The sequence below is a fragment of the Ruegeria sp. YTSC003 genome, assembly GCF_059609785.1.
In genome coordinates this window covers 16,878-42,169 of sequence record NZ_JBXWMK010000016.1, presented here as the reverse complement: position 1 = coordinate 42,169, position 25,292 = coordinate 16,878, and the positions used below count along the sequence as shown (strand labels likewise).

The following is a 25,292-nucleotide window of genomic DNA, read 5'->3' as shown; positions in this document are numbered from 1 at the left end:
CGCCGTAGGTTCTGTCGCAAACTCTACCGCACCTGTCAGATTGAACGCAGTTCTGTTAACGCGTGCCGGGACATGACAGGAGCAACCCGTGGCGATCTCATTTAAGGGCACGCATTTTCCGAAAGACGTGATCTTGCACGCGGTTTTCTTCTGCTTGCGCTACGGTGTGTCATACCGGGGTCTGGAAGAAATCATGGCGGAACGCGGCGTTGATCTGGATCATGCTACGCTGAACCGTTGGGTCAGTCGATATACTGGTCCCATTGCCGAAGCAGCACGGTATAGAAAGCGCCCCGCCGACCGTTCGTGGCGCATGGATGAAACCAATGTGATAGTGAAAGGCGTGTGGGCTTTTCTTTGCCGAGTGATCGACAACCACGGAAAACCCTAGATTTCATGTTGTCCCATCGCCGGAATAAAGCCGCAGCGACGAAGTTCTTCGCCCGCGCGCTTGAGGTGAACGGTCTACCGCGCAAGATCGTCATCGACAAAAGTGGAGCCAATACAGCTGGCATCAAGGCGATCAGCAAGATGCTCAAAAGCTATGGCTGCCCGATCCCGATCGAATTGGTCAGGCAGAAATACCTCAATAACATCATTGAGCAAGATCACCGTTTCATCAAACGAAGGATCAGACCCATGCTGGGATTCAAATCTTTCGCTTCAGCCGCATCCGTCCTGGCAGGCATAGAAATGGTCAACATGATCCGCAAAGGCCAATTCACAACCGGCCTCCGTCCGTTTCAGCAGTTCGCCCAACTGGCAGGGTAAACCGCTCACCAATTCCACTAATGCTCTGCCATCTGAAAAGTTTGCGACAGAACCTCGCGTGAAAACATTGATGATCTCTTCTGGATATGCAGTTTGTCTGTTTATGCATCTCGTCCGGGGTTTTGGAAACAGGGTCGACAAGGCGACGTCTGGCTCCTTGATGAAGTTGTCGTGAGCATCTCTGGTCGCAAGTATTGGCTTTGGCGCGCAGTCGATCAGCATGGCGTTGTGCTGGGCGAAGTCCTCCAACCGAATTGGGGCAAACGGGCTGCAAAACGCCTTTTACGCCACCTGAAAAAAACGCCTCGGCTTCATTCCCAAGCAAGCCATCACAGACAAGCTGCGCTCATATGGCGCCGCTGGGCGCGAGGTCGCTCAAGATTTGAAGCATTGGTCGCACACGGGTCTCAATAACCGCGCTGAAAACAGCCATCTCGCATTCCGAAAACGGGAACGGACGATGCAAGGCCATCTGTCTCCAGGCGGCTTTCAGAGGTTCGTGGCAACCCATTCAGCCGTTCGGAATTGCTTCTGTGTCCCAGCACGTCGTCGCTCAGCCTAAACAATCCGAAATCACCGTTTCGGCCATTTGACGCTAGGAATGCCGCAAACTAAGCCGCTTGAGATCCGGGTATCAGCATTCCTTGGTGCGCCGCAAGTTATCGCGACAACACCCGTTCAGTCTTGCAGTGCGAATTCTTTTTTCTTGTTCAATTCCGGCCAATATGCGCGAACGAATGCCGCTAACGTTCTCCGCGCCGGTAGGGTGCCATCAACGCGGCAGGTATTTCGGCTCTGCGGGCGACAAGGACGAGCGCGACGATGGAAAGTACGTAAGGCGCCATCAGGAAGAGCTGGTAGGGTACGCCTTCAATCGCAGTCTGCAGCCGCAGCTGGTATGCATCAAAGAATGCGAATAATACCGCGCCAATCAGCGCCTTGCCGGGCCGCCAGCTGGCGAAGACGACCAGCGCAATGCAAATCCAGCCCCGCCCCTGAACCATACCCGGGAAAAAGCTGTTAAACGCCGTTGTCGTCAGGAAAGCCCCGCCCACCGCCATCAAAGCCGATCCGACAACAACTGCGCCGATGCGGATGCGGATGGGGTTCAACCCCTGCGCCTCGACCGCATGCGGGTTTTCACCGGTCATCCGAATGGCCAGCCCTAACGGTGTTCGGGCAAGGACATACGCCATTGCAGCCACAGCAAAGAGCGCCAGATAAGTCGGCAGGGCCTGGGAAAACAGGATCGGACCTAGAACAGGTATGTCGGAAAGCCCAGGAACATTGAGTGGCTGGAAAGGCTCTATCGTTGGGGGCAAGTCACCCACTTCGACAAGTAGCCTGTAGAGGTAGTAGGCCAAAGCAGATGCAAACAGCGTAATACCAAGCCCCGATACATGTTGCGAAAGCCCAAGCGGAACCGTCAGCATGGCATGCAGCAAGCCCATCACGGCGCCGCAAAGGGCCGCAATCATCAGGCCCACGAGCAACGGTGCACCCATGTAGACGGCAAGCCATCCGCTCATCGCGCCCATGGTCATGATCCCCTCGATTCCCAGATTGAGCACGCCCGAACGTTCGCAGAGCAATGCGCCAAGGACGCCGAATATGAGTGGCGTGGCAATACGCAACACGGAAGCCCACAAGCTGGTATTCAGCAGCAGATCAATTGCATCACTCATCGGCGCACCCGGTAGGTTGTGAAAAGAAGGGCCACGATCATGGTAAGCAAACAGAGCGCTACAATCACATCAGCGATGAAACTGGGAACACCGGTTGCGCGGCTCATAGCGTCGGCCCCGACGAAGACTGTGGCAACGAAAACAGCGGCAGCAACGACGCCGGCCGGATGCAAGGCGGCGAGCATGGCGACAACGATGCCTGCATAGCCAAAACCGGGGCTCATGGTGGTGGTGACCCCTGCCGTTACACCCATGACTTCGACAGACCCGGCGAGCCCCGCCAGGGCGCCCGAAAGCAGAGCTACGCCCATGATCGTTCGGGGTAGGGATATTCCGGCAAAGGCAGCGGCACTGGCGTTCAAACCTGCGGCGCGCGTTTCAGCGCCAAAAACCGTGCGCGCCAGGATCAGCCAAACGGCGCCTGCTGCTGCGATGGCAAAAAGCAGCCCGATATGCAGACGCGTGCGCGGGATCAGATCCGGGAGCCGAAAATCTCCGTCTACGGGCACTGAAGAGGGCCACCCAAAGGCCAACGGATCGCGCATCGGGCCTTCAATCATGAGGCCCACAAAAAGGATTACGATGAAGTTGAGCAGAAGGGTCGTCACCACCTCATCCACCCCGAAACGCAGGCGCAAATAGGCAGGTCCCGCCAAAAGAGCCGCGCCCGCAGTCATGCCTGCTAGCATCAAAAGTGGAATACCAATCCATCCCGGAACCCCGAGCGAATGCCCGATCCAAGCGGTGACCAGCGCACCAACAAAGAACTGCCCCTCACCTCCGATGTTCCAAAGTCGCGCGCGGAAGGCGACTGCCGCAGCAAGCCCTGTGAAAATGAGCGGTGTGGCGCGGGTCAGCATCTCGGTGATCGAAAGGCGGGAGCCAAGCGCACCAGTCAGCATTTCGCCATACGCCGTGAGTGGGTTTACACCCGCAGCTGCGATGAGACCCGCAGCGAGAAGTAACGCAGTAAAGATCGCGGCCAGCGGCGCAATGATCACAAGGTGCAGTGGCACATGTGTGCGTCGTTCAAGCCGCATCATCATTTTCCTTCCAAACACCCGCCATCATCAGGCCAAGACGTTGCGGGTCAGCCTCGTTGGCGGATATGGGCTCCGACAAGCGCCCTTTAACGATGGCCTGTATACGGTCTGACAGGGCCACGGCTTCTTCCAGTTCTTCAGAGATGAGCAAGATTGCTGCGCCTTCGGCCCGGGCAGCCAAAAGCTCGGCATGAACGGCGGCAATTGCCCCTTCATCAAGGCCGCGCGTCGGCTGGTTGGCGAGCACAAAACGCGGTCCGTTGGTCAGGACCCGACCGAGGATAAGCTTTTGCATATTGCCGCCAGACAACAGCCTTGTTCGCGTGTCGGGACTGGCACCACGGATATCAAAACGTTCGATCAGCCCTGAGGTGTAATCGCGAGCGGCGCCTTGCCGGACAAAGCCGCGGCGCGAAAACTCTGGTGTACGCAGCCGTTCGAGCACCGCATTTTCCCACAGGCTCAACTCGCCTACTACGCCTTCCGCGTGTCGGTCTTCCGGTACTCTACCAGCCCCCGCACGGATCATGCCGCGCGGCCCCAGATGACCGATATCTTCGTCCAGAAGTGTCAGCTGCCCGGCGCTTGGGTGAAGCAGCCCAGAAAGCAACCCGCCGAGCGAAGCCTGACCATTGCCTGAAACGCCAACGATACCAAGGATTTCACCAGTATGGACGGTGAATGACACGTCATCCAGACGCAACTCACCGTCCTCTTCCACGCGCACATTTTTTGCAATCAAAACTGGCGCGCCAATCTTATGGTCATGGCGTACGGGCCGTTCCACTTTGCGGCCAACCATCAGTTCCGCCAGCTCTCCGGGGTTGGTTTCAGAGGTTTTGCGTTCTGCAACCATCTTGCCGCCGCGTAGCACTGCCACACGGTCAGAGGCAGCCATGACCTCATGCAGTTTGTGGCTGATGAAGATAAGCGAAAGACCCTCTTTCGTCATGTCGCGCAGGGTCTCGAACAGGCGCATCGCCTCGGGCCGGGCCAGAACGGCGGTAGGTTCATCCAGGATCAATATGCGCGCGTCGCGGTAGAGCGCTTTAAGAATTTCAACACGCTGGCGTTCTCCTACGGAAAGCGACCGAACCTTGGCCTCGGGGTTCACGGGCAGGCCAAACCGCTCTGCGATCTGCAACAGCTTTTCGCGCGCCTCACCACGAGCGGAACGCGCGCGCGTCAAGGGTTCGGAGCCAAGCATGACGTTTTCAAGAACGGTGAGGTTGCCCGCAAGCGTGAAGTGCTGGTGAACCATTCCCACACCCACCTCGATCGCTGCGCGTGGAAGGCCCGGAGGCAGCTCTTCGCCGAACACCCTGACAGAGCCTGCGTCGGCTGCATAATGGCCGAACAGGATATTCATCAGCGTCGTCTTACCCGCACCATTTTCACCCAGAAGCGCAAGGATTTCCCCCTCCGCCAGTGTCAGGGTCACATCATCATTTGCGGTAAGCGTTCCAAAACGCTTGGTGATGCCGTGAAGCTCCAGAACCTTGGTCATGCGGGTAGGCCTGCGATTGGGGACGGAAAGGAAAGTGCGGGCGCGCGGGTCTCGATAAGTGCACCGAGTTTTAGCAGTGTGAAATCGGCGCCGGTGGGACCAATCAGTTGCACACCGAGAGAAAGGTCATTTGCCATGCCAAAAGGCAGCGCCAGGGCTGGCAAGCCCGCAACATTGGCAAGCGCGGCGTTTGGGGCAAAAGCTTCCAGCCGCGCCATGTGTTCATCGGGGGAAGTGCCAGACAGATCCAAAGTGCCGACGACGGGTGGTGCAGACGATAGGACCGGCATCAGGATGGCATCGGCGGATTTGAAAAGCTTGCGGGAGCGATTTGTCAGGCGTGCCAGCTGTCGCGAGGCCGCAAAAAGCGCGGTGGCAGGTGTCGCACGACCCTCAGTAGCCAAGGCGGCTGCGAGCGGGGGGACCTGATCATCCGAGATTTTGAGTGCGGTCAGCCATTCAGCCAACGAAACAGCCAGTATGGTTCGGGCGATTTCATGAGCTTCAGCCCCAATCCGGTCGGGGGCACGAACATTATGCACTTCACAGCCTGCGTCGCGCAGCGCGTCGGCAGCACCTTCTGCAGCTTTGCGCTGATCAGGTCCACAACGATCCGGCAATGCCACCGCGACACGGGGACGTTTTGGGAAGTGCACCGGGGCCATTGGCCGGACTACAGCATGAAGGGCGGTCTCCACGTCGCGAACCGAGCGCGCCAAGACTAGCTCAGATGCTATGCCCATCAGATGATTGGCAAAATCAGGGCCTCCGGGCACCGCACCACGAGACGGCTTGAGCCCGGTCAAACCACAACACGCTGCAGGTACTCTGATGGATCCGGCTGCATCCGTGGCATGAGCAATTGCAACGATACCGGCTGCAACCGCAGCCGCAGCGCCGCCAGATGAACCACCGGGTGTCAGCGCGGGATTCCATGGATTTCGGGTCGCAGCCATGCCATCTGGTTCGCATGTCAGGGAAAGGCCGAATGGGGGTGTTGTAGTCAAGCCAAAAGGGATCAAGCCGGTTTGGTGCAAATCTTGCAACAGGTAGCTGTCACTTTCGGGTTTACGCGCTTGTGCTCGGATTGCTGCAGATCCTGCCGCAGCGGGTAGCCCTTTTGCGAAACCACCGAGGTCTTTGACCAAAAATGGAACCCCATGAAATGGACCGCGCTGGTCAGATGGCAATGCGTCTGCTGCCCTTGCCCCGGCGCGCGCCATGTCTTCGTCTAGAAATGCCACAGCCCCCAAATCCGCCTGCGCGTGGCAGGCATAAAGGCTTGCCTCCATCACGTCGAAGGCAGTGATCTGCCCTGACGTAATGGCGGCCGCAAGAGCCGTGGCATCGGTCACGTCAAAGCCCTCGTGATCAGGAGGGCTCGCTTTCGTCGATCGGAACATCCCATTCGCCGGATTGGATCGCGGCCTGTTTAGCCTCCATCGCCGGGATGGCGTCAGCAGGCACTTCATCGGCGACATAGATCAGCTCGTTGCCGCCATGGGCCATGAAGGAATATTCTGTGTAGTTGCGCCCCGTTGGGTTACCGGCCTGAACGTCGGCTACGATAGCCTCGATAGTAGGACCGTAATTCCAGATCGCGTTGGCAAAGACTGTGCCTGGATAGCGAGGGGTATAGTCGATAAGCGAACCGATGGCCTTCACGCCCCGGGCTTGGGCGGCATCCGCGGTGCCAATGCGCTCACCAAACAGGACATCCGCGCCCGCATCGATCTGGGCAATTGCAGCTTCTTGCGCGCGGGCTGGATCAAACCATGCTCCGATAAAACCGTTGACGAAGGTGGCATCTGGGTTCACCTCGGTCACCCCCATTCGGAAGGCATTGATCAACAGGTTCACTTCGGGGATCGGATAACCGCCGACCGAACCAAAGACATTGCTTTCTGACATTTGGCCCGCAAGCATACCGGCCAAATAGGCCGCCTCGTGGTTGCGGGTGCCGAAGACGCCGAAATTGTCCCCTTCCGGCCCACCGGAAGAGCCCATGAGGAAAGCGGTATCCGGGTAATCGCCCGCCACTTCGCGTGCTTCGCGTTCCACGGCGTAGGACTCGCCCCAAATGATCTGCGCGCCACCTTCGGCATACTCGCGCATCGCGCGGGGATAGTCGGTCGGAGCCACACCTTCCGAGAACTCATATTCGATCAGACCAGCGTCGGCGGCCTCCTGCATCGCAACGTGGATACGACTGTTCCACGCGTTTTCGACAGGAGACATATGCACGCCAGCGACTCGGGTCGCAGATTGTGCGTTCACGCGACGGACATAAGCCGGCAGGGCCAGTGTGGCCGCAGCGCCGACCATCAGTTGACGGCGGGTTGTGGTGAGTTTCATTGGTAGATCCTCTTCTGTTGGTGGCGATTGTTCTTGTTCTTAAGCTTCCTGAGTATTGGGCCTGGGCGCGTAATCTGCGGGATCCAGGGTCGTGGGGCGGCCGGGCAACGAAAGCGCGGCCATTCGGGGTTCTGTACGGGCCAACACCTTTCCGTTTTTGATTACGGCAAGGCGGATGGATTTCAAGCGAACAGCTTCAATCGGATCACGCGCCTGCAGTACAACCATACTTGCAGGGCCGCCCTCGCGGATTGTCGGGTCGGGCAGGCCCATGGCTTTGGCGCCATTTTGGGTTACCGATGTGAATGCCCATTCCATCGCTTCTCGGGATGTCATCGGTACCGCGTGCACACCCATATGGGCCACTTCCAGCATGTCGGCGGACCCAAGCGAATACCACGGGTCCATTGTGCAATCCTGCCCGAAGGCAACGTTTACACCGGCAGCGCGCAGCTCTGGCACGCGGGTCAGACCTCGGCGGCGCGGATAGGTGTCCGAACGCCCTTGCAGCGTGATATTGATCAGAGGGTTGGGTACCACGTTCATACCGCTTTCTGCGATGAGCGGGATTAGCTTCGATGCATAGTAATTGTCATAAGAATGCATCGCAGTGACGTGGCTTGCAGTTACACGGCCCCCAAGCCCAAGGCGCGTGGTCTCAAAGGTCAACGTTTCTACGTGGCGAGACATCGGATCGTCGCTTTCATCGCAGTGCAGGTCCAGCATCAGGCCGCGGTCCGCCGCTATCTCGGCCAGTCTTGTGACCGATCGAGCCCCTTCCGACATCGTGCGTTCAAAATGCGGGATCCCGCCCACGACATCGACACCCATATCGAGCGCCTGGATCAGGTTTCTCTCTGCGTTTTCTGATCGGTAAAGGCCATCTTGCGGGAATGCCACCAATTGCAGATCGATATAGGGGGCGACCTGTTTACGTACCTCCAAGAGCGCTTCAACACCCACCAATGGAGTGGATGAAACATCCACGTGCGAACGGATGGCGAGCAGTCCCTGCGACACGGCCAGATCGCAATACCGCTTGGCCCGCTCAATCACCGCTTCAGGTGTCAGCAGGGGCTTCAACTCACCCCAAAGCGCGATGCCCTCCAAAAGCGTGCCCGAGACATTCATGCGCGGCAACCCTAGGCTCAGGGTCGCATCCATATGGAAGTGCGGGTCCGTAAAAGGAGGGGAAACCAAACGCCCAGCCGCCTGAATCTCTTCATGCGCCTCAGCCTTGATATCAGGCGCAACTTCCGCAACGCGGTCTGCCTTTATCGCGATATCCACCGGCCCGCTGCCATCCGGCAGGCTGGCCTGTCTGATGATTAAATCGAGCATCCAACTCCCCCAAATTTGACCGCATGGTAAAAAGTATTCTGCAAGAATGCTAATAGTTTTTGTTGCACTTCCGGGTCCAGTGTTTCCGCTAGTCTCGGTGCGTGCCTATATCCAAGGCTTGTGTTGACCTTTCTTGGCAGCTGAAGCTGACACATCGATCAACTTTCGCTTTTGGGATTTTGCGTTGCAGAACTGCTAATTTTTGCAAAGGTCGGTTCACGCTGGGAATCTGTCCGTTTCAGCAGATTGCCGATCCGGACCCTTGATCCAGCGGATCCGCAGTTTTCTTGCAAGCAGAAAAATACTTGGTAACAGAATCAAATCACTGGGAAACGTGATTTCGTCAACTTCGGCTAACAGTTTGCAAAACTACCAGCGTCAAGGTGGCGAAGATCAATGCAGGAAATTTCGTTGCATGTGAAACAAAGCAGATATATAGTTTCGTATGCAACTAGATTCCTTCTTTCCCTATCGTCTCGCCGTGGCATCCGAAGCGTTCTCACGAAAACTCACGGAAGTATACCAGCGCGAATTCGGGCTATCACGGGAGGAATGGCGCCTGCTTTTTCTACTTGCCAATGCCAAAAGCCTGACCTCTCTAGAACTCTCGCAACGCACCACTCTGGATAAGGTTCAAGTCAGCCGGGCCGCGCAGAGGCTTGACGATAAAGGATTGATAACCAGAGCAATTTCCGAAGAAGATCGCCGAATTAGGGTTTATCATTGTACGCCGGAAGGCCATCGATGTTTCGAACAGTTGCTGCCACAAGTCGATGCTTGCGCGCAAGGGATGCTGAATTCCATATCGGCCGAGGATCGTGCAGCACTGGACCGAGGCGTGACTGCGCTGCTTAAGGCCGCGTCGGTGACATAGGTACATAAGCCAATCTGCGCAACTCAAGCCATCTCCAGTGCTGGCTGCCGACCGGCGTAGAAATCCGTGTAATCGGTGACGTGGAAGGGCATTGCCTTCCCGGTCGGGCTAACGCCGTCGACCTAGAATAGAATGAGGTCTGCCAGTGTATTTCTCTCAGGAGGCATCGGTCTGGTTTTCAGGTCGGGCGGCGTCAAATGCGGGCAGGGTGAATGCGCATTCTTCGATCTCAAGTAGCCGGTCGAATGGAGCCATATCGACGCCCCAGCGATGTGCATTGTAAAGCTGTGCGACAAGGCAGATATCGGCAAGGTCCGGCTCGTCACCAAAACTGAAGGTGGTGTTTGCTGGCAAAAGCGCTTGGTAGGCATGGAAACCTTCGGTCATCCAATGCCGGAACCATTCGATCCCATCCTCAGCCGTAAGCCCGTACCGGGACTTCAGATACGCAGTGACCCTAAGGTTGTTAACCGGATGAATGTCCATTGCGATGGTATGGGCCGCAGCCTGTACCCGCGCACGCTCAAACGGATCTTCCGGCAGGAACGGAGGTTCGGGTATGGTGGCGTCGAGATACTCGATGATCGCAAGCGATTGAGTGAGTACACGACCGTCCTCAAGGATCAGCGTAGGGACGCTCTTCCCGGGGTTCAGCGCGACGTAGTCCGGCGCGCGCTGTTCTCCGGCAACAAGGTCGACGGGGATCGTTTCGTAGGAAACACCCTTGAGATTCAGTGCGATCCGGACCCGAAAAGAGGTCGTCGAGCGCCAATAGCCGTATAGTTTCATGACTTCCTTGTTTTGTGGTCAACCGTCTCAGATTTTGCCAAAAATAGGTTCCCGCGCCGGAAACCGATCCGGCACGGGATGCCCGTCAGGCAGATTTGTTGAGTTCCTTGGCATGCAGCCAATCGGCATGTTTCGGAGCTTTCTTGGTCTTCGACCACTCGTCCAACATAAGCCATTTCACTTCGTCCATGCGCTCCAGCAGCGCTTCTTCTTCCGGGTCCGGGCAGGCCAGTTCGATACGATGGCCGGAAGGATCAAAGAAGTAGATAGAGTGGAAAATCGAATGGTCGGTCACGCCGAGTACTTCGACGCCATTAGCTTCCAGATGGTCCTTGAACTGAAGCAGCGTTTCACGATCCTTCACCTTGAAGGCGATGTGCTGCACCCAGATCGGGGTATTGGGATCCCGGCCCATTTCCGGCTTCGTGGGCAGCTCGAAGAAAGCCAGAACATTCCCATTCCCGGCATCCAAAAACAGATGCATGTAGGGGTCCGGCTCATGCGTAGATGGGACATGATCCTCGGCGATGGCCAGGATAAAGTCCATGTTCAGCATTTTCCCATACCATTCGACCGTCTCTTTTGCGTCTTTGCAGCGGTAAGCGACGTGATGGATCTTCTCGATTTTCATCGATTTCTCCTTTCCGAGGGTGCAGTTTTCAAGGTCAAGGCAACGTACGGTCGCCTCAGGCGTTCACATCAACCCCACCAGCCAGAGTGACAGGGAGGGTACAAGGATGAGCAGGGTCAGCCGCAGGATGTCCGCGATCCAGAATGGCAGCACGCCGCGAAAGATCGTTCCGAGTGAGACATCTTGCAACACGCCCTTCAGCACAAAGACATTCATACCGACGGGGGGTGTGATCAGGCTGATTTCGGTGGCTACAACAACGACAATGGCGAACCAGATCAGGGCGTTTTCGGGATCGAGCAGGAGTTCATTGGCAAACTCAAGCTCAAACATCAGTGGGTAGAAGACCGGCACTGTCAGCAGGATCATCGACAGGCTTTCAAGCACACAGCCAAGTACCATGTAGGTGAGCATTATGAACACGATGACCGCCCAGACCGGCAATTCGTTGTCAATAACAAAGCCTGATAGGGCATCCGGCAGTCCGGCGTAGTTTATGAAGTTGGTGAACAGCTCGGCACCTATGATCACCGCAAAGATCATGGCAGTAGCCCGGATCGAATCCAGCGTAGCTGCGAAAAAGCTGCGCCAGGTCATCGTCCTGAGGGCAATGGCGATCAGGATCGAAGCGCCTGCACCCATTCCGGCCGCCTCAGTCGGTGTGAAGAACCCACCATAAATGCCAACCATGATGAAGAGAAAAAGGCCCAGCACACAGATCACGCCTATGACGTCAGCCCGACTCATGGGTTCGGTGTTTTCCTCCTCCGGAGCCAGAGAAGGGTTCAACCGTACCGCAACCATGACCGCGCCAAGATAAAACAGCACACCAATAATACCTGGCACAATTCCCGCGATAAAAAGCTTGGCAATATTGGTTTCGGTCAGCAGGCCGTAGATGATCAGGATCACCGAGGGCGGGATCAAAATGCCCAGTGTCCCACCCGCGGCGATAGAGCCTGTCGCCAGCCGGTCATCATAGCCAAAACGACGCATTGAAGGCATGGCAACTTTTGACATCGTGGCAGCAGTAGCCAGGGACGAGCCACACACTGCAGAGAATCCGCCGCAAGAAAAGACCGAAGCCATGGCAAGTCCGCCGCGCAGTCTGCCAAAAAGCCGATCGGCACCGGCAAACAGCCCGTGTGCCACGCCCGAGCCGGCCAACACGTTGCCCATGAAGATGAACAGAGGGATGACCGAAAGGGAGTAAGACAAAGAAGTGTCAAACGCCACTTGCCCTGTCATAGCCCAGGCAGGTTCCCAACCACGCATATAGGCAAACCCAAAGCCGCCTACAGCCGCCATCGCGAAGGCGATAGGCACGCGCAGTAGTATAAGTCCCAGAAGGATCGCAAAGCCGATCAGAGATTCAATCATGGGGCGCCCTCTAGGTGATCTTGATCGGTGTCGTGTTCGATGGGCGGTTGTAGTCCGCGCAGGAATGCGATGAACGCCGAAACCATGCAGGAGGCCCCAGCCAGATAGCCGAATGGCGCCAGTGGAATCTCCAGCGCGTTGGTCACCGCGCCGTCATGGGCAGCCTTGGCTGCATGGGTGAAAAGCCGCCAAGAAAAGGTGGCTAACAGGGCCGCAGAGAAGAGGCCTGCAAACGCAGACAAAAGACGTTGCGTCTTGCGTCCGAGCGCCAGATTCAGCAGGTCGACCTCGACATGTTCGCGGTGCTCTGTCGTCAGCGGTAAGGCCAGGAAAACAAGCGCTGCCAGCAGTATTTCAGTGAGTTCAAAGGCACCGGAAAGCGGTGCGTTGAACAGGTACCGCCCAACTACATCCACACAGGTGATGAGGACGAGGCTGAACAGGATCAGTGCGGCCCCGACACCCAGAGATCTGTCGAGCAGCAGCCCGATGTCCAGCCCCTCATCAGGGGGCTGGTCGGGGAAACGATGGCGAAGCCGCTCCATGGATCAGAAGTCCACGCCAGCTTGTTTGCGCATTTCTTCAAGAGCAGCAGTGCCGTCATAGCCGTCCGCCGAGATGGCTTCGGACCAAGCTGTTTCGGCATCTGCGGCTTGTGATTTGATCGCATCAACGACTTCGGCTGGCGCTTCGTAGATTTCGATCCCGGCCTTTTCAGCCGCGGCGCTGCCTTTCTCGTCTGCACCGACCCAAGCTTCGCCAACCAGTGCGGCAAAGGCTTCACCGGAAATCGCCTCGATGGCTGCCTGATCCTCTTCAGAGATCTCGTTCCATTTGTCTTCGTTCATGACCATGAACCAAGTAGTGTTGTAGATGCCGCCGGGGACTTGCATCGTGTACTTGACATCTTCGGTCAGCTTGAACGCAGCCAGAGCGTCGTAGGGAAACGTCACACCGTCGATTACTCCGCGCGAGAGCTTTTCATACACCTCACCCGAAGACATGAAGAGCGTTGTGGAGCCGAGACCGGACATCAGATCCGAGATATAGCCGCCAGGCACGCGGATCTTCAGGCCTGCGAAATCGTCTGTCTTTTCGATCTTACGGACATTGTTGTGCAACATGCCGGGGCCGTGCACGAATAGCCCCAGAAGCTTGGTGCCCTCATGTTCTTTCTGCGCCTCCAGCGGGCCGGAATAGACATTCCAGAATGCTTTGGAGCCAGCAACGGCATCGTCACCAATGAACGAGAACTGACCGATCCGAGAGCGGGTGAAACGGTCATCTGTGGTAAAGGAATGCAAGCCGTAGGTGATATCAGCGATACCTTCGGCAGCCATGTCGTAATGTGCCGGGGGCGGGCCCATGGGCTTTGCAAGCACACGTACAGTCACGCGGCCATCGGTGACTTCCTCCACTTGCTTGGCCCAGGGTTTGATTGCCTCAACGACGATTGGATGGCGCGGCGGCAGCCAGCTCGAAAGCGCAAGCTTGGTCTCTGCCACGGTAGTCGTTGCGATAGACATTGCAGCGGTTGCAATGCCGGCGAGCAGCAGGGTGTTGCCCTTCAGTTTGATATTCATGGTATCCTCCCTTGGATTATGTGATGTCGGCGGCATTGAGCGCCTGGCTCAGGACGCCCCGGTCGCCTATGTGGTTGGCCAGGATCAGAATTAACCTCGCGTTGATTATATCGCTCTCGGCCTTGGTCTTGCCCTCATGCGTTGCCAGCAGGTCGGCGTAGAAATCGTCGGTTCCGTCGATATTCGGTGTCAGGGTCAGATCGCTCATTGGCTTACTTCCTTACCGGCCGCACGGCGCAAGGCAGTGCGCATCAGGGTTTCGTTGTATTCCGCTCGGCGGGCGGCGACATGCTGATCTGGGCGGATCAGGTAGACCGCCGAACTGGCTTCGCCGAGATAGCGTTTCCTGAGCTGACCAGTCGGGTCGTCGCGGGTTGAAAGAGCCAGGCGGCGTGCCGTGATGCCGTCCTCTTCCAGAATTTCAGGTGCTTCTGCATCGATTGTCAAAAGGATGAACTCATCACCCAGCTTCGACAACAGGTATTCATCGCCCAACGGGGCATCAGGGCAGGGGGCGCCGGGCTGCGTCCGTTCAGGACCGCCTGCCAGTGCGTCAGCGGAATTGAGTCCCGATCCACTGTACACGCATGGAACCGAGAGCCGACCCGAGTTGACCATCGGTCGTGCGAACTCATACGTTCCGCTTAGGCTGAGCACAGCATCGCGAAATATCCGACTGGTTTCTGATTTCGGCGTGATGAAATCGGTGGACCGTGTCGAATTCAGGATGTTTTCGTCCGCGCCGTAAACCCGTTCGGTATCATAGGTGTCAAGCAGGCTCTCAGGCGCTTTGCCTTGAATAACCAACCCTAGTTTCCAGCCAAGGTTGTCCACGTCCTGCATGCCGGAATTGGCACCACGCGCACCAAAGGGCGAGACTTGGTGCGCCGCATCACCAGCAAAAAACACGCGACCAGAGCGGAAGCTGTCCATCCGCTTGCATTGGAAGGTATAGATAGAGGACCAGACCATTTCATAGTCCACATCCCCCAGCATCGCATCCAATCGGCGACGGATATTCTCTTCTTTAAGTTCTTCTTTGCGGTCAACATCCCAGCCGATCTGGAAGTCGATCCGCCAGACATCATCAGGTTGCTTGTGCAACAAAGCTGAGGCGCCAGAGCCGTGGGTCGGTTCAAACCAGAACCAGCGCTCAGTAGGGAAATTCAGATCGCCTTTTAATTTGATATCAGCAATCAGGAAGCTGTCCTGAAAGACTCGACCGCTGAAATCGAGACCAAGCATCCCGCGCAGTGGTGAATTGGCGCCGTCGCAACCAATAAGCCAATCCGCTTCAAGCGTGTATGGCCCATCCGGTGTCATCACCTTCAGGGTGACGTGATCGTCGTGTACTTCGACGCTGTCCACACGGTTCTTGCCACGCAACTGGATCGGGGCACCCTTGTCCTGCAACTCGCGCAGACGGTCGATCATGTATTGCTCGAAATAAGGCTGTTGTAGATTGATGAAGGCGGGGTATTTATGCCCGTCTTCCGGCAACAGGTTAAATTCGAAAACCTTGTCATCGCGATGGAATACCTTACCGAGATTCCAGACAACGCCTTTTTCGAGCATCGGTTCGCCGCAGCCATAGCGGTCGGCCACTTCCAGGCAGCGCTTTGCGAAACAAATCGCCCGACTGCCCATGCCGATCCCCTCATGATCATCAAGCACAACCACGGGAACACCTTGGCGGCCGAGGTCCAGGGCTGTGGCGACTCCGATTGGCCCTCCACCCATGACCACAACCGGGTGACGCACCGGTGCGTCAATATCCTGATCCGGCGATTTCTCGTATGGATAGCTCTTGTAGGCGAGCGTGTAACGGTCATCAAACATTGGAAAACCCCTTCCCTTCAGGCGTTCAGCCTTGCAGTTGCTCCCACATTTCCAGATCCCGCTGCGCCGTCCAGATACGTGGTGTGTCGATGCCGCGGGCTTCGTCATAGGCGCGTGCAACATTGAACGGCAGGCAGTGTTCGTAGATCGCGTAGTCAGCGAATTTCGGGTCGCACGCGTCACGTACAGCGTCCCAGGCATCTTTCAGGCTGCCGCCGCTAGCGGCGACACGAGCGGCCGGGCGATAGGTGCTTTCGACAAAATCCCGGGTGGACTCGATCGCTGCTTCAACCATATCTTTTCCGAGCAGAGCATCACCGCGGCCGGGCGCAATAGCATCGACGTCAAATGCGGCGATATTGTCTAGAGTGCCACCCCAATCGTTGAAATGGCCGTCGCCGCAATAGCAGGCAGAATGATACTCGACGATGTCACCGGTAAACATGACGTTCTGGTCGGGAACGTGAATGACGATGTCACCGGCAGTATGGGCGCGACCAAGATGCATTAGATCAACGCGCCGGTTGCCGAGGTATGCACTCATGCGATCTTTGAAGGTCGCGGTGGGCCAGGTCAGTCCGGGAATGCTTTCATGGCCTTCGAACAGACGTGGAAAACGCTGAAACTCACTGTCCCAATCTTCCTGACCACGTTCGACAACCTGCGCCCGGGTTGTTTCGGACATGAGAACCTGATCTGCGCCATATGCTGAAGCGCCTAGAACACGAACCGCGTGATAGTGAGTTAGAGCCAGATGCGTGATCGGTTTGTCGGTAACTTCTCTGACCTTCTCAATCACCTTGCCAGCCAGACGTGGCGTGGCCTGCGCCTCGACAATCATGACACTATCATCGCCGATGATCACACCGGAATTGGGATCACCTTCAGCAGTAAAGGCCCAAAGCCCTTCACCCACTTCGGTGAAGCTAATCGTCTTTTCACTCAAATCTCCCTGAGATGCGAATGCCTTAGCCATTGTGTTCTCCCGAAGTATGTCGCTCGCGTGACTCGTTTCGTTTCATTTGCAACGAATATCGTTACATATGAAACTAAAGTCAATCCCGTTTCGTTTGAAGTTGCGTGTTTGAACTATTGTTGCTGAGTGCATTCGAAGATTTTTTGCGAAGTTGCCGGCGTAAAAAAATGTTGTCCATTCCAGCTATTTTTGAAGCCAATCATGCCGACCGTTGTAAAGAACTGCATTCCCATTAAGCGCCTGATAGACCCAATGGGTTGGTTCAAGGCTTAGCGCTAGTGGCTCCTATGTTGGATAGGATCGAAATGGTCAACATAGCCGTAAGCGTCGATTCACATTCGGTCTCTCTCAGTTTCCACATGGCGCCGTGTAGACGGGACAATTTGATTGTTCCTGGATTCTCAATCGTCGCGGCCAATGTCCTGCGACAGAATCTGCTGACGGGGATCATGGTTGGGAAGCTTCTGAAAAAGAAACGACACCGGCGACGCTACAATTTTACGCGATGGGAGCCAGAGGCTGTCTCAGCCAGTCACAGGTCTACGTCCACCAACATCCAGCACCCAGCATTTGGTGCCTTCGAACACGGCGGTAGTCAGGGCGTGGCCATAGCCTGCTCCTGTATCCAGATTGATACGGTTTCCATGGTGTTCAGGTGCGGCCACGTGGCTGTGGCCGTGGACGACTAACCATGGATATGGGTCTTTATGGTTCAGGAATTCCTCACGAATCCAAATCAGATCGTCGTGGTCTTGCTGATCCAGTTTCACCCCGGGTCGAATACCTGCGTGCACGAACAGCAATGCGCCGTCCTGATGGAACGGCTTTAGCCCGGTCAGAAAATCGATATGAGCCTGAGGGACGGCCTCTTTGGCCTTGGCGTGGACTTGATAGATTCTGTCCACGTTGGCGGTTTCAACCCCATAGGACCGCAGCGTTTCGATCCCGCCGATCCGAGGATGAAGCCAGTGATACCCGACCAGCAGGCGCGCATCATTGCGCGGATAGTCCTCCAGGAACATTGCGCACATCTGGTCATGATTGCCACGTAGAAAGATCCAGTTCTTACCGTCGGCGTTCCCTCGGACCAGCAGATCCAAAACCCCGCAACTTTGCGCACCCCGGTCCGTATAGTCACCGAGAAACACGATCTTGGCGTCTGGTCCTCCATCCCGTTCGATCCGGTCCAGTGCGTCTTCAAGCATACCCAGTTGGCCATGGATATCGCCAATTGCATAAACCGGATCTGACATGAGTGTTCCTTGTCGTCGTCTTCAGGCGGTAGTTGATTTGGGATCAGTCCACCCAGGCAATGCTGAGGTCTTCGCGAAAAGCAAACCGTACCAGATGCGCTTCGATGACTTCCTGCCAGCGGTTCAGATCTCCGCGAGGGCCGGTCTTAGCCGTCAGCGAAAGGCTGGTTTCACCTGCGACCAAGGTCAGCCGATTTCCGACCGGAAATTCCACGCTGCCGTGGGTGTCGTCGAAAGCCACCTGGGCCTTGTGGGACCAGTGCTTGCACAATTGCTGCAGGTACTTGCTGGCCGCTTCCGTTTGGGCAACACCCGAAACGCTTTGGTCAGGTAGCAACGCCAAGGCTTCATCGGCGGCCCGGCGCACCGCCTGCGCGAACAAAGTAACGTCGATGTTTGTAGCCAGGAAGGTCGCCCCCAGATCCAGACATTTACGCTGCATGGCCGGATCAAGTGTCAGTATCCCGGCAAATTTGCCTGCCGCGACGACCCGAGTTATCGCGTCCAACACAGCCTCTACCACTTCTGTATGATCAGCATCACCAATATGGCCCATGTCAGCAGCCAGATCGGAGGGACCGAGAAAGACCCCATCAACGTCAGAGGCAAGAATATCGTCTAGTGCCTCTAACCCGGCGCGGTTTTCCACCTGAACAAGCAGGCAGATTTGTTCATCCGCCGTTTTCAGATAGTCCGGGATCGCCGCAAATCGCGAGGCCCTTGCCAACGCCGATCCCACGCCCCGAACCCCGTAGGGTGGGTATCGCACAGCCCGCACCAAATCCCGCGCCTGATCTCCGCTTTCGACCATCGGCACCAGAATATTCTGAACGCCGGCATCGAGGTATTGCTTGATCATCCAGGTTTCACCGATCGGCAAACGTGCGACCGGTTGGCTGCCGCTTCCTTCGATGACCCGCACCTGTTCCAGGATAGAGCGAAGATCGTTTGGGGCGTGCTCTCCGTCAACAAGCAACCAGTCGAAATGGGACGTGGCCGCGATTTCAGCGGCATAGGTGTCGGCCATTCCAATCCAGCAGCCGACCTGCGGCTGACCAGCCTGCAGCGCGGCCTTGAAAGCGTTTAGTGGCGCAGGCATCCCGGCCTCCTTTAGGCAAAGTTGATATCGACCGAGCCAAATGGCCCGAAATCAGCATGGATTTCGGTGCTCGGCGGGCATTCGACGGGTCGTATAAAACTACCAGACAAGATCACCTGACCCGGTTCTATGCTCTGGTCGTACTGCGCCATACGACGGGCCAGCCAGACGACGCTTTCGACCGGGTCGTTCAGAACACCCGCGCCCAGACCGGTTTCCTCGATCTCACCATTGCGGAAGGTCAGTGCCCCAACCCAACGCAAATCAAATGCATCTATCGCGTGACGCTCAGGGCCCAACACGATGCCCGCATTGGCGGCGTTGTCGCTGATTGTGTCATAGACGGTACGTGTCTGTCCGGTTGCGGGGTCGGCACGCTGAATACGCGTGTCGAGGATTTCAATCGAAGGCGCGACGTAATCCGTGGCGGCAATGATGTCGTCACGGGTGACGTTCTCTCCGCCTACCGCAGATTTCATGACAAAAGCAATCTCGGCCTCGATCCGGGGCTGGATGAACCGGCCCGCAGGAACGATTCCGCCGTGATCGAACTTCATATCATCGAACAAAATTCCGCTGTCGGGGATATCGATATTCAGCGCATATTGCATCGCTTTCGAGGTCAACCCGATTTTCCAACCGATCACCTTGTGCCCTTCGGCCAATTTTTTTCGATAAATGGCGTTCTGGATCTCATAGGCGTCGCTCATCCCCATTTCGGGATGGCGCAGTGTCAGAAGGCCAATCTGTTCGTGCGAACATTCAGCCTGCAATAAGTCGGCTGCGGCACGGGCATGATCTTCGGGGGTCATACCTGTTCGTCCTCGACTGTGTTGCGCAGCGTTCCAATGCCCTCGACTGAGATTTCCACTACATCACCCGGTTCCAGGTATTTTGGTGGATCAAACCGCGCACCCGCACCCGTCGGGGTGCCGGTGACGATGATGTCACCGGGCAGAAGCGTCATGAAGGTCGAAATATATTCGATCTCGCGCCTTATCGGGAACATCATGCGATTCAGCGTATCGTCCTGGCGCAACTCACCATTCACATGGGTCTGAATTCGGGCATCGTCCAACTGGGCCGCGTCGGTGAATGGCACTAGCCACGGACCGATGGCACCGGAATTGTCCCAGTTCTTTCCCTGTGTGACGTTGAACTTGGCATGGCGGACCCAGTCGCGGATTGTGCCTTCGTTACACAAGGTCAGGGCTGCGATGTGGTCATAGGCATCTTCCTGCGAAATTCGCCGACCGGATTTGCCAATCACGATAACGACCTCGCCCTCGTAATCCAGCGTGCGGTTTTCCGGCGGGCGGATCAGCGGGCGGTCGTGCCCGGTGAAACCGCTGGCAAAGCGCGGAAACAACGACATGTATTTCGGCTGTTCGCTGCCGTCTTTGTATTCTGCGTTGCGGTCGGGAAAGTTCACTCCGACGCAGAGGATGCGGCGGACATCCGGCATCACCATTTCGTAAGTGAATTCCTTGTGGGTCACTTCGCGGCCTGCTGCGGCCTCGGTCAACTTTTCAAACTCGCCCGCGGCGATCACCTCGTAAAGACTGGCCTGATCGGGGAAGGCGTCGTTCAGGGCAATTGCACCGTCATTGGTGATCGCGCCGAAAAAAGTTGCTCCGTATGCGGTGAATGTTGCAAAGCGCATCAGGCCTCCTCGGCGGCGTCAATGCCACCCATGCACAAGTATTTGAGTTCCATGAAGTCATCCAGCCCATGGCGCGACCCCTCGCGCCCCAGACCTGACATCTTAACGCCTCCAAAGGGCGCTTCGGCAGTTGAGATCAGGCCGGTGTTGATCCCGACCATGCCATATTCCAATGCTTCGGACACGCGCCAGACACGGGCCATGTCGCGCGAATAGAAATACGAAGCGAGGCCGAATTCGGTATCATTGGCGGCTACGATAACTTCGCTTTCCCTGTCGAATTTGAACAAGGGCGCGACTGGGCCGAAGGTTTCCTCGGTCGCCACCGCCATGTCTGCGGTCACGCCAATCAGGATGGTCGGCTCGAAGAATGTGCCGCCAAGGGCGTGCGGCTTGCCGCCCAGTGTTACTGTTGCACCCTTGGCGGTTGCGTCTTTGATATGCTCAGACACTTTCGCGACTGCGGCTTGATCGATTAGTGGGCCAAAGACGGTGCCCTCGTCAAAGCCGTTTCCAGTCGGCAGTTTTGCGACCTTAGCGGCCAGTTTTTCGGCGAACGTGTCGTAGACCCCAGACTGGACATAGATGCGGTTGGCGCAGACGCAGGTCTGGCCGTTGTTTCGGAACTTGGCGATCACTGCCCCTTCGACTGCCGCGTCCAGATCTGCGTCGTCAAACACGATGAACGGTGCGTTGCCGCCCAATTCCAAACCTAGTTTCTTGATCGTAGGTGCGCATTGCGCATAAAGCATCGCGCCGATTTCGGTGGACCCGGTAAAGGTCAATTTTTGCACGATTTTGCTCGAGGTCATCTCACCTCCGATGGCGCGCGCTGATCCAGTGATGACCGAGAACAATCCCGCAGGCAACCCGGCTCGCTCGGCCAAAACCGCCAGCGCGATAGCCGAGAACGGCGTCTGGCTGGCAGGTTTGAGCACCATGGAACAGCCTGCCGCCAGTGCCGGTCCCGCCTTTCGCGTGATCATGGCATTGGGGAAATTCCACGGCGTGATCGCGGCAACAACCCCAATCGGCTGTTTGATTGTGATGATCCGCTTATCCGGCGCGTGGCCCGGGGTGACGTCGCCATAGGCGCGGCGAGCCTCTTCAGCGAACCATTCGATGAAGCTGGCGCCATAAGCGATTTCACCCTTGGCCTCAGCCAGCGGCTTGCCCTGCTCGGCGGTCAGGATAGCGCCAAGATCATCCTGGTTTTCGATCATCAGTTCATACCAGCGGCGCAGAATTTGGCTGCGGTCCTTCGCTGTACGCTTAGCCCAGCCCTTCTGTGCACGGTGCGCTTCGGCGATTGCTTCGGCCGTTTCGGCCGCCCCAAGATTGGGGACACGTCCGATTAGATCACCAGTTGCCGGGTTGGTCACTTCCAGAGTGGTGGATACCTCGTTGGCACCGACCCATTTGGACCCAACCCGCGCCGCTTCGATAAGCAACGTGGGGTCGTTGAGACGTAAGTCTGTCATTTGCAGGATTCCCGTGTCTCGGCCTCAGACCGAAAAACTAATATTTGCCTGACCCGTTCCGGAACTACCGAAATACGGCGTGTAGATGTCGATCTCGCCCTTGTAACTGCCCCATCCCAACGCACCAAACAGCAGGGCAGTGTCGTTCATCGCACACTCGCCCGTACATTTCTTGGCGTAGTCAGGCAAAAGGTCCAAGAATTCTTGGAACCGGCCCTGCTCCCACAATTCGAGAACGCGCATATCCATCTGGCGGTTGAACTCGCCATTCACTGCGTTCAGACCCTCGACCGAGCGCTCATTCGGCGTGAAGTCATGACTTAGAGACCCGGAGGCCAGAATAGAAACATTGCGGTCCGAGCGCCGAATGCCTTCTGCGATGGCTTCGCCCCAAACGCGGTTCTCGGCGATGGATGAGAACTGGTTGACCGCAACCGGCAGTACCCGGGCATTCACACCGTCATTGATGAAATGCATTGGCAAAAGGGTACCGTATTCCATGCCCATGTCGGGATGCGAATGACCCAATGCCCGTTCCCCACGTTCTCTCAGAACGTCGAGGATAGTTTCACCAAGATCGTGATCACCGCGATAGTCGAACTCCATATCCGCCAGCATGTGCGGCAGTTCATGGCTTATAAAACGGCCCTTGTGGCGCTCTTTTGTGTTCAGGTGAAAGCCCTGATTGGTGATCCAGTGCGTGTCGAAGATGATGAAGGTGTCGACCTCGCGGTCAATCGCGTCCTGACGCAGACGTGCGTAACCATCTATCGCAGGTTGCCGGATACCTTTGTATTTCGGCATCGTGTGGGACATCCAGATGCTGGGCACATGTGTGATCTTAGCAGCCTGTACAATCTTTCCCATGACAGTTCCTCCTCACTTAAGGTGGCGTCTGACCGCTTTGGAAGGGAGAGCGGACGACCAGACGTCGTTTGGTCCGACTCTTAGAGAGTTCTTGGACCATAGATGTGCGCGCGTATCCTAACTTTTTACGAGCGGTACCTTGTCCAGACGTCGCTCGAGAGGCGTTACTTTCCCAACTGCATAATCTTGTGCTGACCAGTGGCAAAGCCCACGTGTTTCTGCTCCATATAGAAGTCAAAGCTCCAATCACCGCCGTCGCGACCGATACCTGACGCCTTTACCCCGCCAAAAGGCGTGGGCAGGTGGCGAACATTTTCCGAGTTCACCCAGATCATCCCAGCTTCCAACTTATCGGTAAAGCGCAGGGCACGTGTAAGGTCGTTGGTCCAGACATAGCCGGTTAACCCATAGGGCGTGTCATTGGCGATCTGCAGCGCTTCTTCTTCGGTTGAGAATGGAATGGAAGTTAGCACGGGGCCAAATATTTCCTCTCGCGCGATGCGCATGTCGTTGTTGGCATTGGTAAACAATGTCGGGCGTACGAAAAACCCGCCATCACCAACCTTGACCCCACCGGCCGCGACGGTCGCACCATCCTCTTTTGCGATGTCAAAGTATGAGGTCACTTTGTTGTAATGCTCCTCGGTGACCAGCGGGCCGATCTCGGTCTCAGGGTCCAAGGGGTGCCCGACCTTGATGTTGTTCACACGCTCGACCAGTTTGGCCTCGAATTCTTCCTTGATAGTGTCCTGCACCAGCAGCCTCGAGGACGAGGTGCAGCGCTCACCGTTGATCGAGTAGATCATGAAAATCACCGCATCCAGAGCCCGGTCCAGATCGGCGTCATCAAACACGATAACGGGGTTCTTACCGCCGAGTTCCAGGTGCATCCGCTTGAGCGTATCGGCACCCTGCTTTGTGATGATGCTGCCTGTCCGGCTTTCTCCGACAAATGCGATGGCTTTGATCAAGGGGTGCTCTGTCAGCGCCTTACCGGCATCAGGGCCAAAACCGTTCACGGTATTCAGCACGCCCTTGGGCAGCCCTGCCTCTTCAGCGATTTCCACCAACAGGCGGGCGGACAAAGGTGAGTCTTCGGCTGGTTTGTGGACCACGGTGCAGCCAGCGGCCAGAGCGGGCGCGATTTTCCAAGTCGACAGCATGAAGGGCGTGTTCCACGGAGTGATCACACCAACCGGGCCGATAGGTACACGAGTGGTGATATTCATTAACGTCGGCGATTTCAGGTGTTGCCCGTCGCGAGCCTGCACGACTTGATCCGCAAAGTAGCGAAAATTCTCGGCACCGCGCAGCGCCGCCTTGGACATGAACCGCAATGTCTGACCCGTATCCCAACACTCACACAGCGCAATTTCTTCTGCCCGGGCTTCGATCGCATCGGCAACGTTCAACAGGATCCGGCGGCGTTCGGTGGCGGGCATGTCGCGCCATTCAGTAAAGGCGGCATGGGCCGCTTTGACCGCTGCGTCGATATCGTCGGACGTGCCGTGTGCAACGTCGCAGATCACTGATTTATCCACCGGAGAGGTGGATTGGAAAACGCCCGCTGCGCCATCCCGGTCTTCGCCTGCGATACGGTTCTTGATGCCCGTTTCTTTGAACCGGGCCAGAAAGCCTGCCAGTTTCTCGATATTCGTATCCAGTACGCTCATGCGTCAGGTCTCCTGCTTTGTCGCAGCCAAATGATTCCGGATTGTGCCGGTCTTGGGCGAAAGGTCTGGGTCGATGTCACGCATCTCTAGTGAAAGCGCGATAGAGTGTTTCGAGAAGGCCGGTTCCAGATACGCTTCAACCGCGTTAAAGATACGCTGTGTGGCGTCCTTCTTAACGTCGTCAGGACGGCCAGCGCGAAGGCGGATTGAGATGTCCACAAAGCCATGCTTGGGATTTCCATCCGCAATGGCAAAATAGTCGACACGCGTGGCGCGGACGCGAATTCCCGGCATTGGAAAAGCTTCAATCCCCGCAGCGGTGTCTCGTATGCATTCGCACAAGCCACCGATGTCGACCCGATCGTCCAGATTGCCGGAGTATTCGACGTGGAAGTGTGGCATGACCTCTCCTTTACTACTTAACATGTTTAGTAAATTGCATCGCGACCGTCAAGAACTTGCTTTGTTAATCTTTGCAATTC

24 protein-coding genes and 1 pseudogene are annotated in these 25,292 nt (G+C 56.6%); 3 read left to right on the top strand and 22 right to left on the bottom strand.

The window, feature by feature from the left end; genetic code table 11:
* The first annotated feature begins 88 nt into the window (after nucleotides 1-88).
* A protein-coding gene (locus AC2FFH_RS21210) for an IS6 family transposase (RefSeq protein ID WP_496845269.1) occupies nucleotides 89-771 on the top strand; the annotation gives its coding sequence in 2 pieces (ribosomal slippage) (nucleotides 89-383 and nucleotides 383-771; 684 coding nt in all).
* Nucleotides 772-897: 126 nt separating this feature from the next.
* Nucleotides 898-1,330 (top strand): annotated as a pseudogene (locus AC2FFH_RS21205) (IS6 family transposase); the annotation flags it as partial.
* A gap of 184 nt (nucleotides 1,331-1,514) precedes the next feature.
* On the opposite strand, the gene AC2FFH_RS21200 reads toward AC2FFH_RS21205, so the two are convergent.
* Genes AC2FFH_RS21200 through AC2FFH_RS21175 form a run of 6 tightly spaced genes read right to left on the bottom strand, consistent with a single transcriptional unit; the run spans nucleotide 1,515 to nucleotide 8,702 of the window.
* Nucleotides 1,515-2,456 carry an ABC transporter permease gene (locus tag AC2FFH_RS21200; RefSeq protein ID WP_496770426.1) on the bottom strand — a complete coding sequence of 314 codons (942 nt, stop codon included), beginning with the start codon at nucleotides 2,454-2,456 and terminating at the stop codon, nucleotides 1,515-1,517.
* On the bottom strand, nucleotides 2,453-3,496 hold the full coding sequence (locus tag AC2FFH_RS21195; RefSeq protein ID WP_496781035.1) for an ABC transporter permease: 1,044 nt from the start codon (nucleotides 3,494-3,496) through the stop codon (nucleotides 2,453-2,455). Before AC2FFH_RS21195 ends, AC2FFH_RS21200 begins: the two co-directional genes overlap by 4 nt.
* Nucleotides 3,486-5,006 (bottom strand): ABC transporter ATP-binding protein, encoded by a 1,521-nt coding sequence (locus AC2FFH_RS21190; protein ID WP_496845268.1) that lies wholly within the window; start codon nucleotides 5,004-5,006, stop codon nucleotides 3,486-3,488. Before AC2FFH_RS21190 ends, AC2FFH_RS21195 begins: the two co-directional genes overlap by 11 nt.
* Nucleotides 5,003-6,409, bottom strand: a complete 1,407-nt coding sequence (locus AC2FFH_RS21185) for an amidase (protein ID WP_496845267.1) — start codon at nucleotides 6,407-6,409, stop codon at nucleotides 5,003-5,005. The genes AC2FFH_RS21190 and AC2FFH_RS21185 overlap by 4 nt, the downstream gene beginning before the upstream one ends.
* Nucleotides 6,378-7,361 (bottom strand): BMP family protein, encoded by a 984-nt coding sequence (locus tag AC2FFH_RS21180; RefSeq protein ID WP_058281138.1) that lies wholly within the window; start codon nucleotides 7,359-7,361, stop codon nucleotides 6,378-6,380. The genes AC2FFH_RS21185 and AC2FFH_RS21180 overlap by 32 nt, the downstream gene beginning before the upstream one ends.
* Nucleotides 7,362-7,400: 39 nt before the next feature.
* A complete protein-coding gene (locus AC2FFH_RS21175; RefSeq protein WP_496770433.1) occupies nucleotides 7,401-8,702 on the bottom strand; it encodes an amidohydrolase family protein in 1,302 nt (433 codons plus the stop codon).
* A gap of 445 nt (nucleotides 8,703-9,147) precedes the next feature.
* Here AC2FFH_RS21175 and AC2FFH_RS21170 point away from each other — a divergent pair, with 445 nt between their 5' ends.
* The gene (locus AC2FFH_RS21170) at nucleotides 9,148-9,576 is read left to right on the top strand and encodes a MarR family winged helix-turn-helix transcriptional regulator (RefSeq protein ID WP_496770435.1); all 429 of its coding nucleotides are present in this window, start codon (nucleotides 9,148-9,150) and stop codon (nucleotides 9,574-9,576) included.
* Nucleotides 9,577-9,732: 156 nt separating this feature from the next.
* Here AC2FFH_RS21170 and maiA read toward each other — a convergent pair whose 3' ends face one another.
* The 16 genes from maiA to AC2FFH_RS21090 all read right to left on the bottom strand — a co-directional run bounded on the left by maiA (nucleotide 9,733) and on the right by AC2FFH_RS21090 (nucleotide 25,212).
* Nucleotides 9,733-10,365 carry a maleylacetoacetate isomerase gene (maiA, locus tag AC2FFH_RS21165; protein WP_496845266.1) on the bottom strand — a complete coding sequence of 211 codons (633 nt, stop codon included), beginning with the start codon at nucleotides 10,363-10,365 and terminating at the stop codon, nucleotides 9,733-9,735.
* An 85-nt stretch (nucleotides 10,366-10,450) separates the two neighbouring features.
* On the bottom strand, nucleotides 10,451-10,996 hold the full coding sequence (locus AC2FFH_RS21160) for a VOC family protein (protein ID WP_058274548.1): 546 nt from the start codon (nucleotides 10,994-10,996) through the stop codon (nucleotides 10,451-10,453).
* A 63-nt stretch (nucleotides 10,997-11,059) separates the two neighbouring features.
* Complete coding sequence (locus tag AC2FFH_RS21155; protein WP_496770439.1) at nucleotides 11,060-12,376, bottom strand: TRAP transporter large permease; 1,317 nt, start codon at nucleotides 12,374-12,376, stop codon at nucleotides 11,060-11,062.
* Nucleotides 12,373-12,921: a TRAP transporter small permease gene (locus AC2FFH_RS21150; protein ID WP_496845265.1), complete on the bottom strand. Its 549-nt coding sequence runs from the start codon at nucleotides 12,919-12,921 to the stop codon at nucleotides 12,373-12,375. The genes AC2FFH_RS21155 and AC2FFH_RS21150 overlap by 4 nt, the downstream gene beginning before the upstream one ends.
* A gap of 3 nt (nucleotides 12,922-12,924) precedes the next feature.
* The gene (locus tag AC2FFH_RS21145; RefSeq protein WP_472724818.1) at nucleotides 12,925-13,959 is read right to left on the bottom strand and encodes a TRAP transporter substrate-binding protein; all 1,035 of its coding nucleotides are present in this window, start codon (nucleotides 13,957-13,959) and stop codon (nucleotides 12,925-12,927) included.
* A 16-nt stretch (nucleotides 13,960-13,975) separates the two neighbouring features.
* On the bottom strand, nucleotides 13,976-14,167 hold the full coding sequence (locus AC2FFH_RS21140; RefSeq protein WP_496770446.1) for a DUF2783 domain-containing protein: 192 nt from the start codon (nucleotides 14,165-14,167) through the stop codon (nucleotides 13,976-13,978).
* Nucleotides 14,164-15,798 (bottom strand): FAD-dependent oxidoreductase, encoded by a 1,635-nt coding sequence (locus AC2FFH_RS21135; protein WP_496770448.1) that lies wholly within the window; start codon nucleotides 15,796-15,798, stop codon nucleotides 14,164-14,166. Before AC2FFH_RS21135 ends, AC2FFH_RS21140 begins: the two co-directional genes overlap by 4 nt.
* Before the next feature lie 25 nt (nucleotides 15,799-15,823).
* Complete coding sequence (locus tag AC2FFH_RS21130; RefSeq protein WP_496845264.1) at nucleotides 15,824-16,774, bottom strand: MBL fold metallo-hydrolase; 951 nt, start codon at nucleotides 16,772-16,774, stop codon at nucleotides 15,824-15,826.
* A gap of 524 nt (nucleotides 16,775-17,298) precedes the next feature.
* Entirely contained in the window at nucleotides 17,299-18,027 is a 729-nt protein-coding gene (locus AC2FFH_RS21125) for a metallophosphoesterase family protein (RefSeq protein ID WP_496770454.1), read from the bottom strand.
* A gap of 43 nt (nucleotides 18,028-18,070) precedes the next feature.
* Nucleotides 18,071-19,126, bottom strand: coding sequence for an aldolase/citrate lyase family protein (locus AC2FFH_RS21120; RefSeq protein ID WP_496770458.1), 1,056 nt, complete (start codon nucleotides 19,124-19,126; stop codon nucleotides 18,071-18,073).
* 11 nt (nucleotides 19,127-19,137) lie between these two features.
* The gene (gene hpaH / locus AC2FFH_RS21115; protein WP_496770461.1) at nucleotides 19,138-19,938 is read right to left on the bottom strand and encodes a 2-oxo-hept-4-ene-1,7-dioate hydratase; all 801 of its coding nucleotides are present in this window, start codon (nucleotides 19,936-19,938) and stop codon (nucleotides 19,138-19,140) included.
* On the bottom strand, nucleotides 19,935-20,789 hold the full coding sequence (locus tag AC2FFH_RS21110) for a fumarylacetoacetate hydrolase family protein (protein ID WP_496845263.1): 855 nt from the start codon (nucleotides 20,787-20,789) through the stop codon (nucleotides 19,935-19,937). Before AC2FFH_RS21110 ends, hpaH begins: the two co-directional genes overlap by 4 nt.
* Nucleotides 20,789-22,270, bottom strand: coding sequence for an NAD-dependent succinate-semialdehyde dehydrogenase (locus AC2FFH_RS21105; protein WP_496845262.1), 1,482 nt, complete (start codon nucleotides 22,268-22,270; stop codon nucleotides 20,789-20,791). Before AC2FFH_RS21105 ends, AC2FFH_RS21110 begins: the two co-directional genes overlap by 1 nt.
* A 24-nt stretch (nucleotides 22,271-22,294) precedes the next feature.
* The gene (hpaD, locus tag AC2FFH_RS21100; protein WP_496770466.1) at nucleotides 22,295-23,137 is read right to left on the bottom strand and encodes a 3,4-dihydroxyphenylacetate 2,3-dioxygenase; all 843 of its coding nucleotides are present in this window, start codon (nucleotides 23,135-23,137) and stop codon (nucleotides 22,295-22,297) included.
* Between the two features lie 164 nt (nucleotides 23,138-23,301).
* Complete coding sequence (gene hpaE, locus AC2FFH_RS21095) at nucleotides 23,302-24,810, bottom strand: 5-carboxymethyl-2-hydroxymuconate semialdehyde dehydrogenase (protein ID WP_496770468.1); 1,509 nt, start codon at nucleotides 24,808-24,810, stop codon at nucleotides 23,302-23,304.
* A 3-nt stretch (nucleotides 24,811-24,813) separates the two neighbouring features.
* Complete coding sequence (locus AC2FFH_RS21090) at nucleotides 24,814-25,212, bottom strand: 5-carboxymethyl-2-hydroxymuconate Delta-isomerase (protein ID WP_496770470.1); 399 nt, start codon at nucleotides 25,210-25,212, stop codon at nucleotides 24,814-24,816.
* Between the last annotated feature and the right edge of the window lie 80 nt (nucleotides 25,213-25,292).

Bases quoted from the DNA above. Each gene is read 5' to 3' on its own strand.
- AC2FFH_RS21200 (WP_496770426.1), bottom strand. From the start codon at position 2,456: ATGAGTGATGCAATTGATCTGCTGCTGAATACCAGCTTGTGGGCTTCC.
- AC2FFH_RS21195 (WP_496781035.1), bottom strand. From the start codon at position 3,496: ATGCGGCTTGAACGACGCACACATGTGCCACTGCACCTTGTGATCATT.
- AC2FFH_RS21190 (WP_496845268.1), bottom strand. From the start codon at position 5,006: ATGACCAAGGTTCTGGAGCTTCACGGCATCACCAAGCGTTTTGGAACG.
- AC2FFH_RS21185 (WP_496845267.1), bottom strand. From the start codon at position 6,409: ATGTTCCGATCGACGAAAGCGAGCCCTCCTGATCACGAGGGCTTTGAC.
- AC2FFH_RS21180 (WP_058281138.1), bottom strand. From the start codon at position 7,361: ATGAAACTCACCACAACCCGCCGTCAACTGATGGTCGGCGCTGCGGCC.
- AC2FFH_RS21175 (WP_496770433.1), bottom strand. From the start codon at position 8,702: ATGCTCGATTTAATCATCAGACAGGCCAGCCTGCCGGATGGCAGCGGG.
- AC2FFH_RS21170 (WP_496770435.1), top strand. From the start codon at position 9,148: ATGCAACTAGATTCCTTCTTTCCCTATCGTCTCGCCGTGGCATCCGAA.
- maiA (WP_496845266.1), bottom strand. From the start codon at position 10,365: ATGAAACTATACGGCTATTGGCGCTCGACGACCTCTTTTCGGGTCCGG.
- AC2FFH_RS21160 (WP_058274548.1), bottom strand. From the start codon at position 10,996: ATGAAAATCGAGAAGATCCATCACGTCGCTTACCGCTGCAAAGACGCA.
- AC2FFH_RS21155 (WP_496770439.1), bottom strand. From the start codon at position 12,376: ATGATTGAATCTCTGATCGGCTTTGCGATCCTTCTGGGACTTATACTA.
- AC2FFH_RS21150 (WP_496845265.1), bottom strand. From the start codon at position 12,921: ATGGAGCGGCTTCGCCATCGTTTCCCCGACCAGCCCCCTGATGAGGGG.
- AC2FFH_RS21145 (WP_472724818.1), bottom strand. From the start codon at position 13,959: ATGAATATCAAACTGAAGGGCAACACCCTGCTGCTCGCCGGCATTGCA.
- AC2FFH_RS21140 (WP_496770446.1), bottom strand. From the start codon at position 14,167: ATGAGCGATCTGACCCTGACACCGAATATCGACGGAACCGACGATTTC.
- AC2FFH_RS21135 (WP_496770448.1), bottom strand. From the start codon at position 15,798: ATGTTTGATGACCGTTACACGCTCGCCTACAAGAGCTATCCATACGAG.
- AC2FFH_RS21130 (WP_496845264.1), bottom strand. From the start codon at position 16,774: ATGGCTAAGGCATTCGCATCTCAGGGAGATTTGAGTGAAAAGACGATT.
- AC2FFH_RS21125 (WP_496770454.1), bottom strand. From the start codon at position 18,027: ATGTCAGATCCGGTTTATGCAATTGGCGATATCCATGGCCAACTGGGT.
- AC2FFH_RS21120 (WP_496770458.1), bottom strand. From the start codon at position 19,126: ATGCCTGCGCCACTAAACGCTTTCAAGGCCGCGCTGCAGGCTGGTCAG.
- hpaH (WP_496770461.1), bottom strand. From the start codon at position 19,938: ATGACCCCCGAAGATCATGCCCGTGCCGCAGCCGACTTATTGCAGGCT.
- AC2FFH_RS21110 (WP_496845263.1), bottom strand. From the start codon at position 20,789: ATGCGCTTTGCAACATTCACCGCATACGGAGCAACTTTTTTCGGCGCG.
- AC2FFH_RS21105 (WP_496845262.1), bottom strand. From the start codon at position 22,270: ATGACAGACTTACGTCTCAACGACCCCACGTTGCTTATCGAAGCGGCG.
- hpaD (WP_496770466.1), bottom strand. From the start codon at position 23,137: ATGGGAAAGATTGTACAGGCTGCTAAGATCACACATGTGCCCAGCATC.
- hpaE (WP_496770468.1), bottom strand. From the start codon at position 24,810: ATGAGCGTACTGGATACGAATATCGAGAAACTGGCAGGCTTTCTGGCC.
- AC2FFH_RS21090 (WP_496770470.1), bottom strand. From the start codon at position 25,212: ATGCCACACTTCCACGTCGAATACTCCGGCAATCTGGACGATCGGGTC.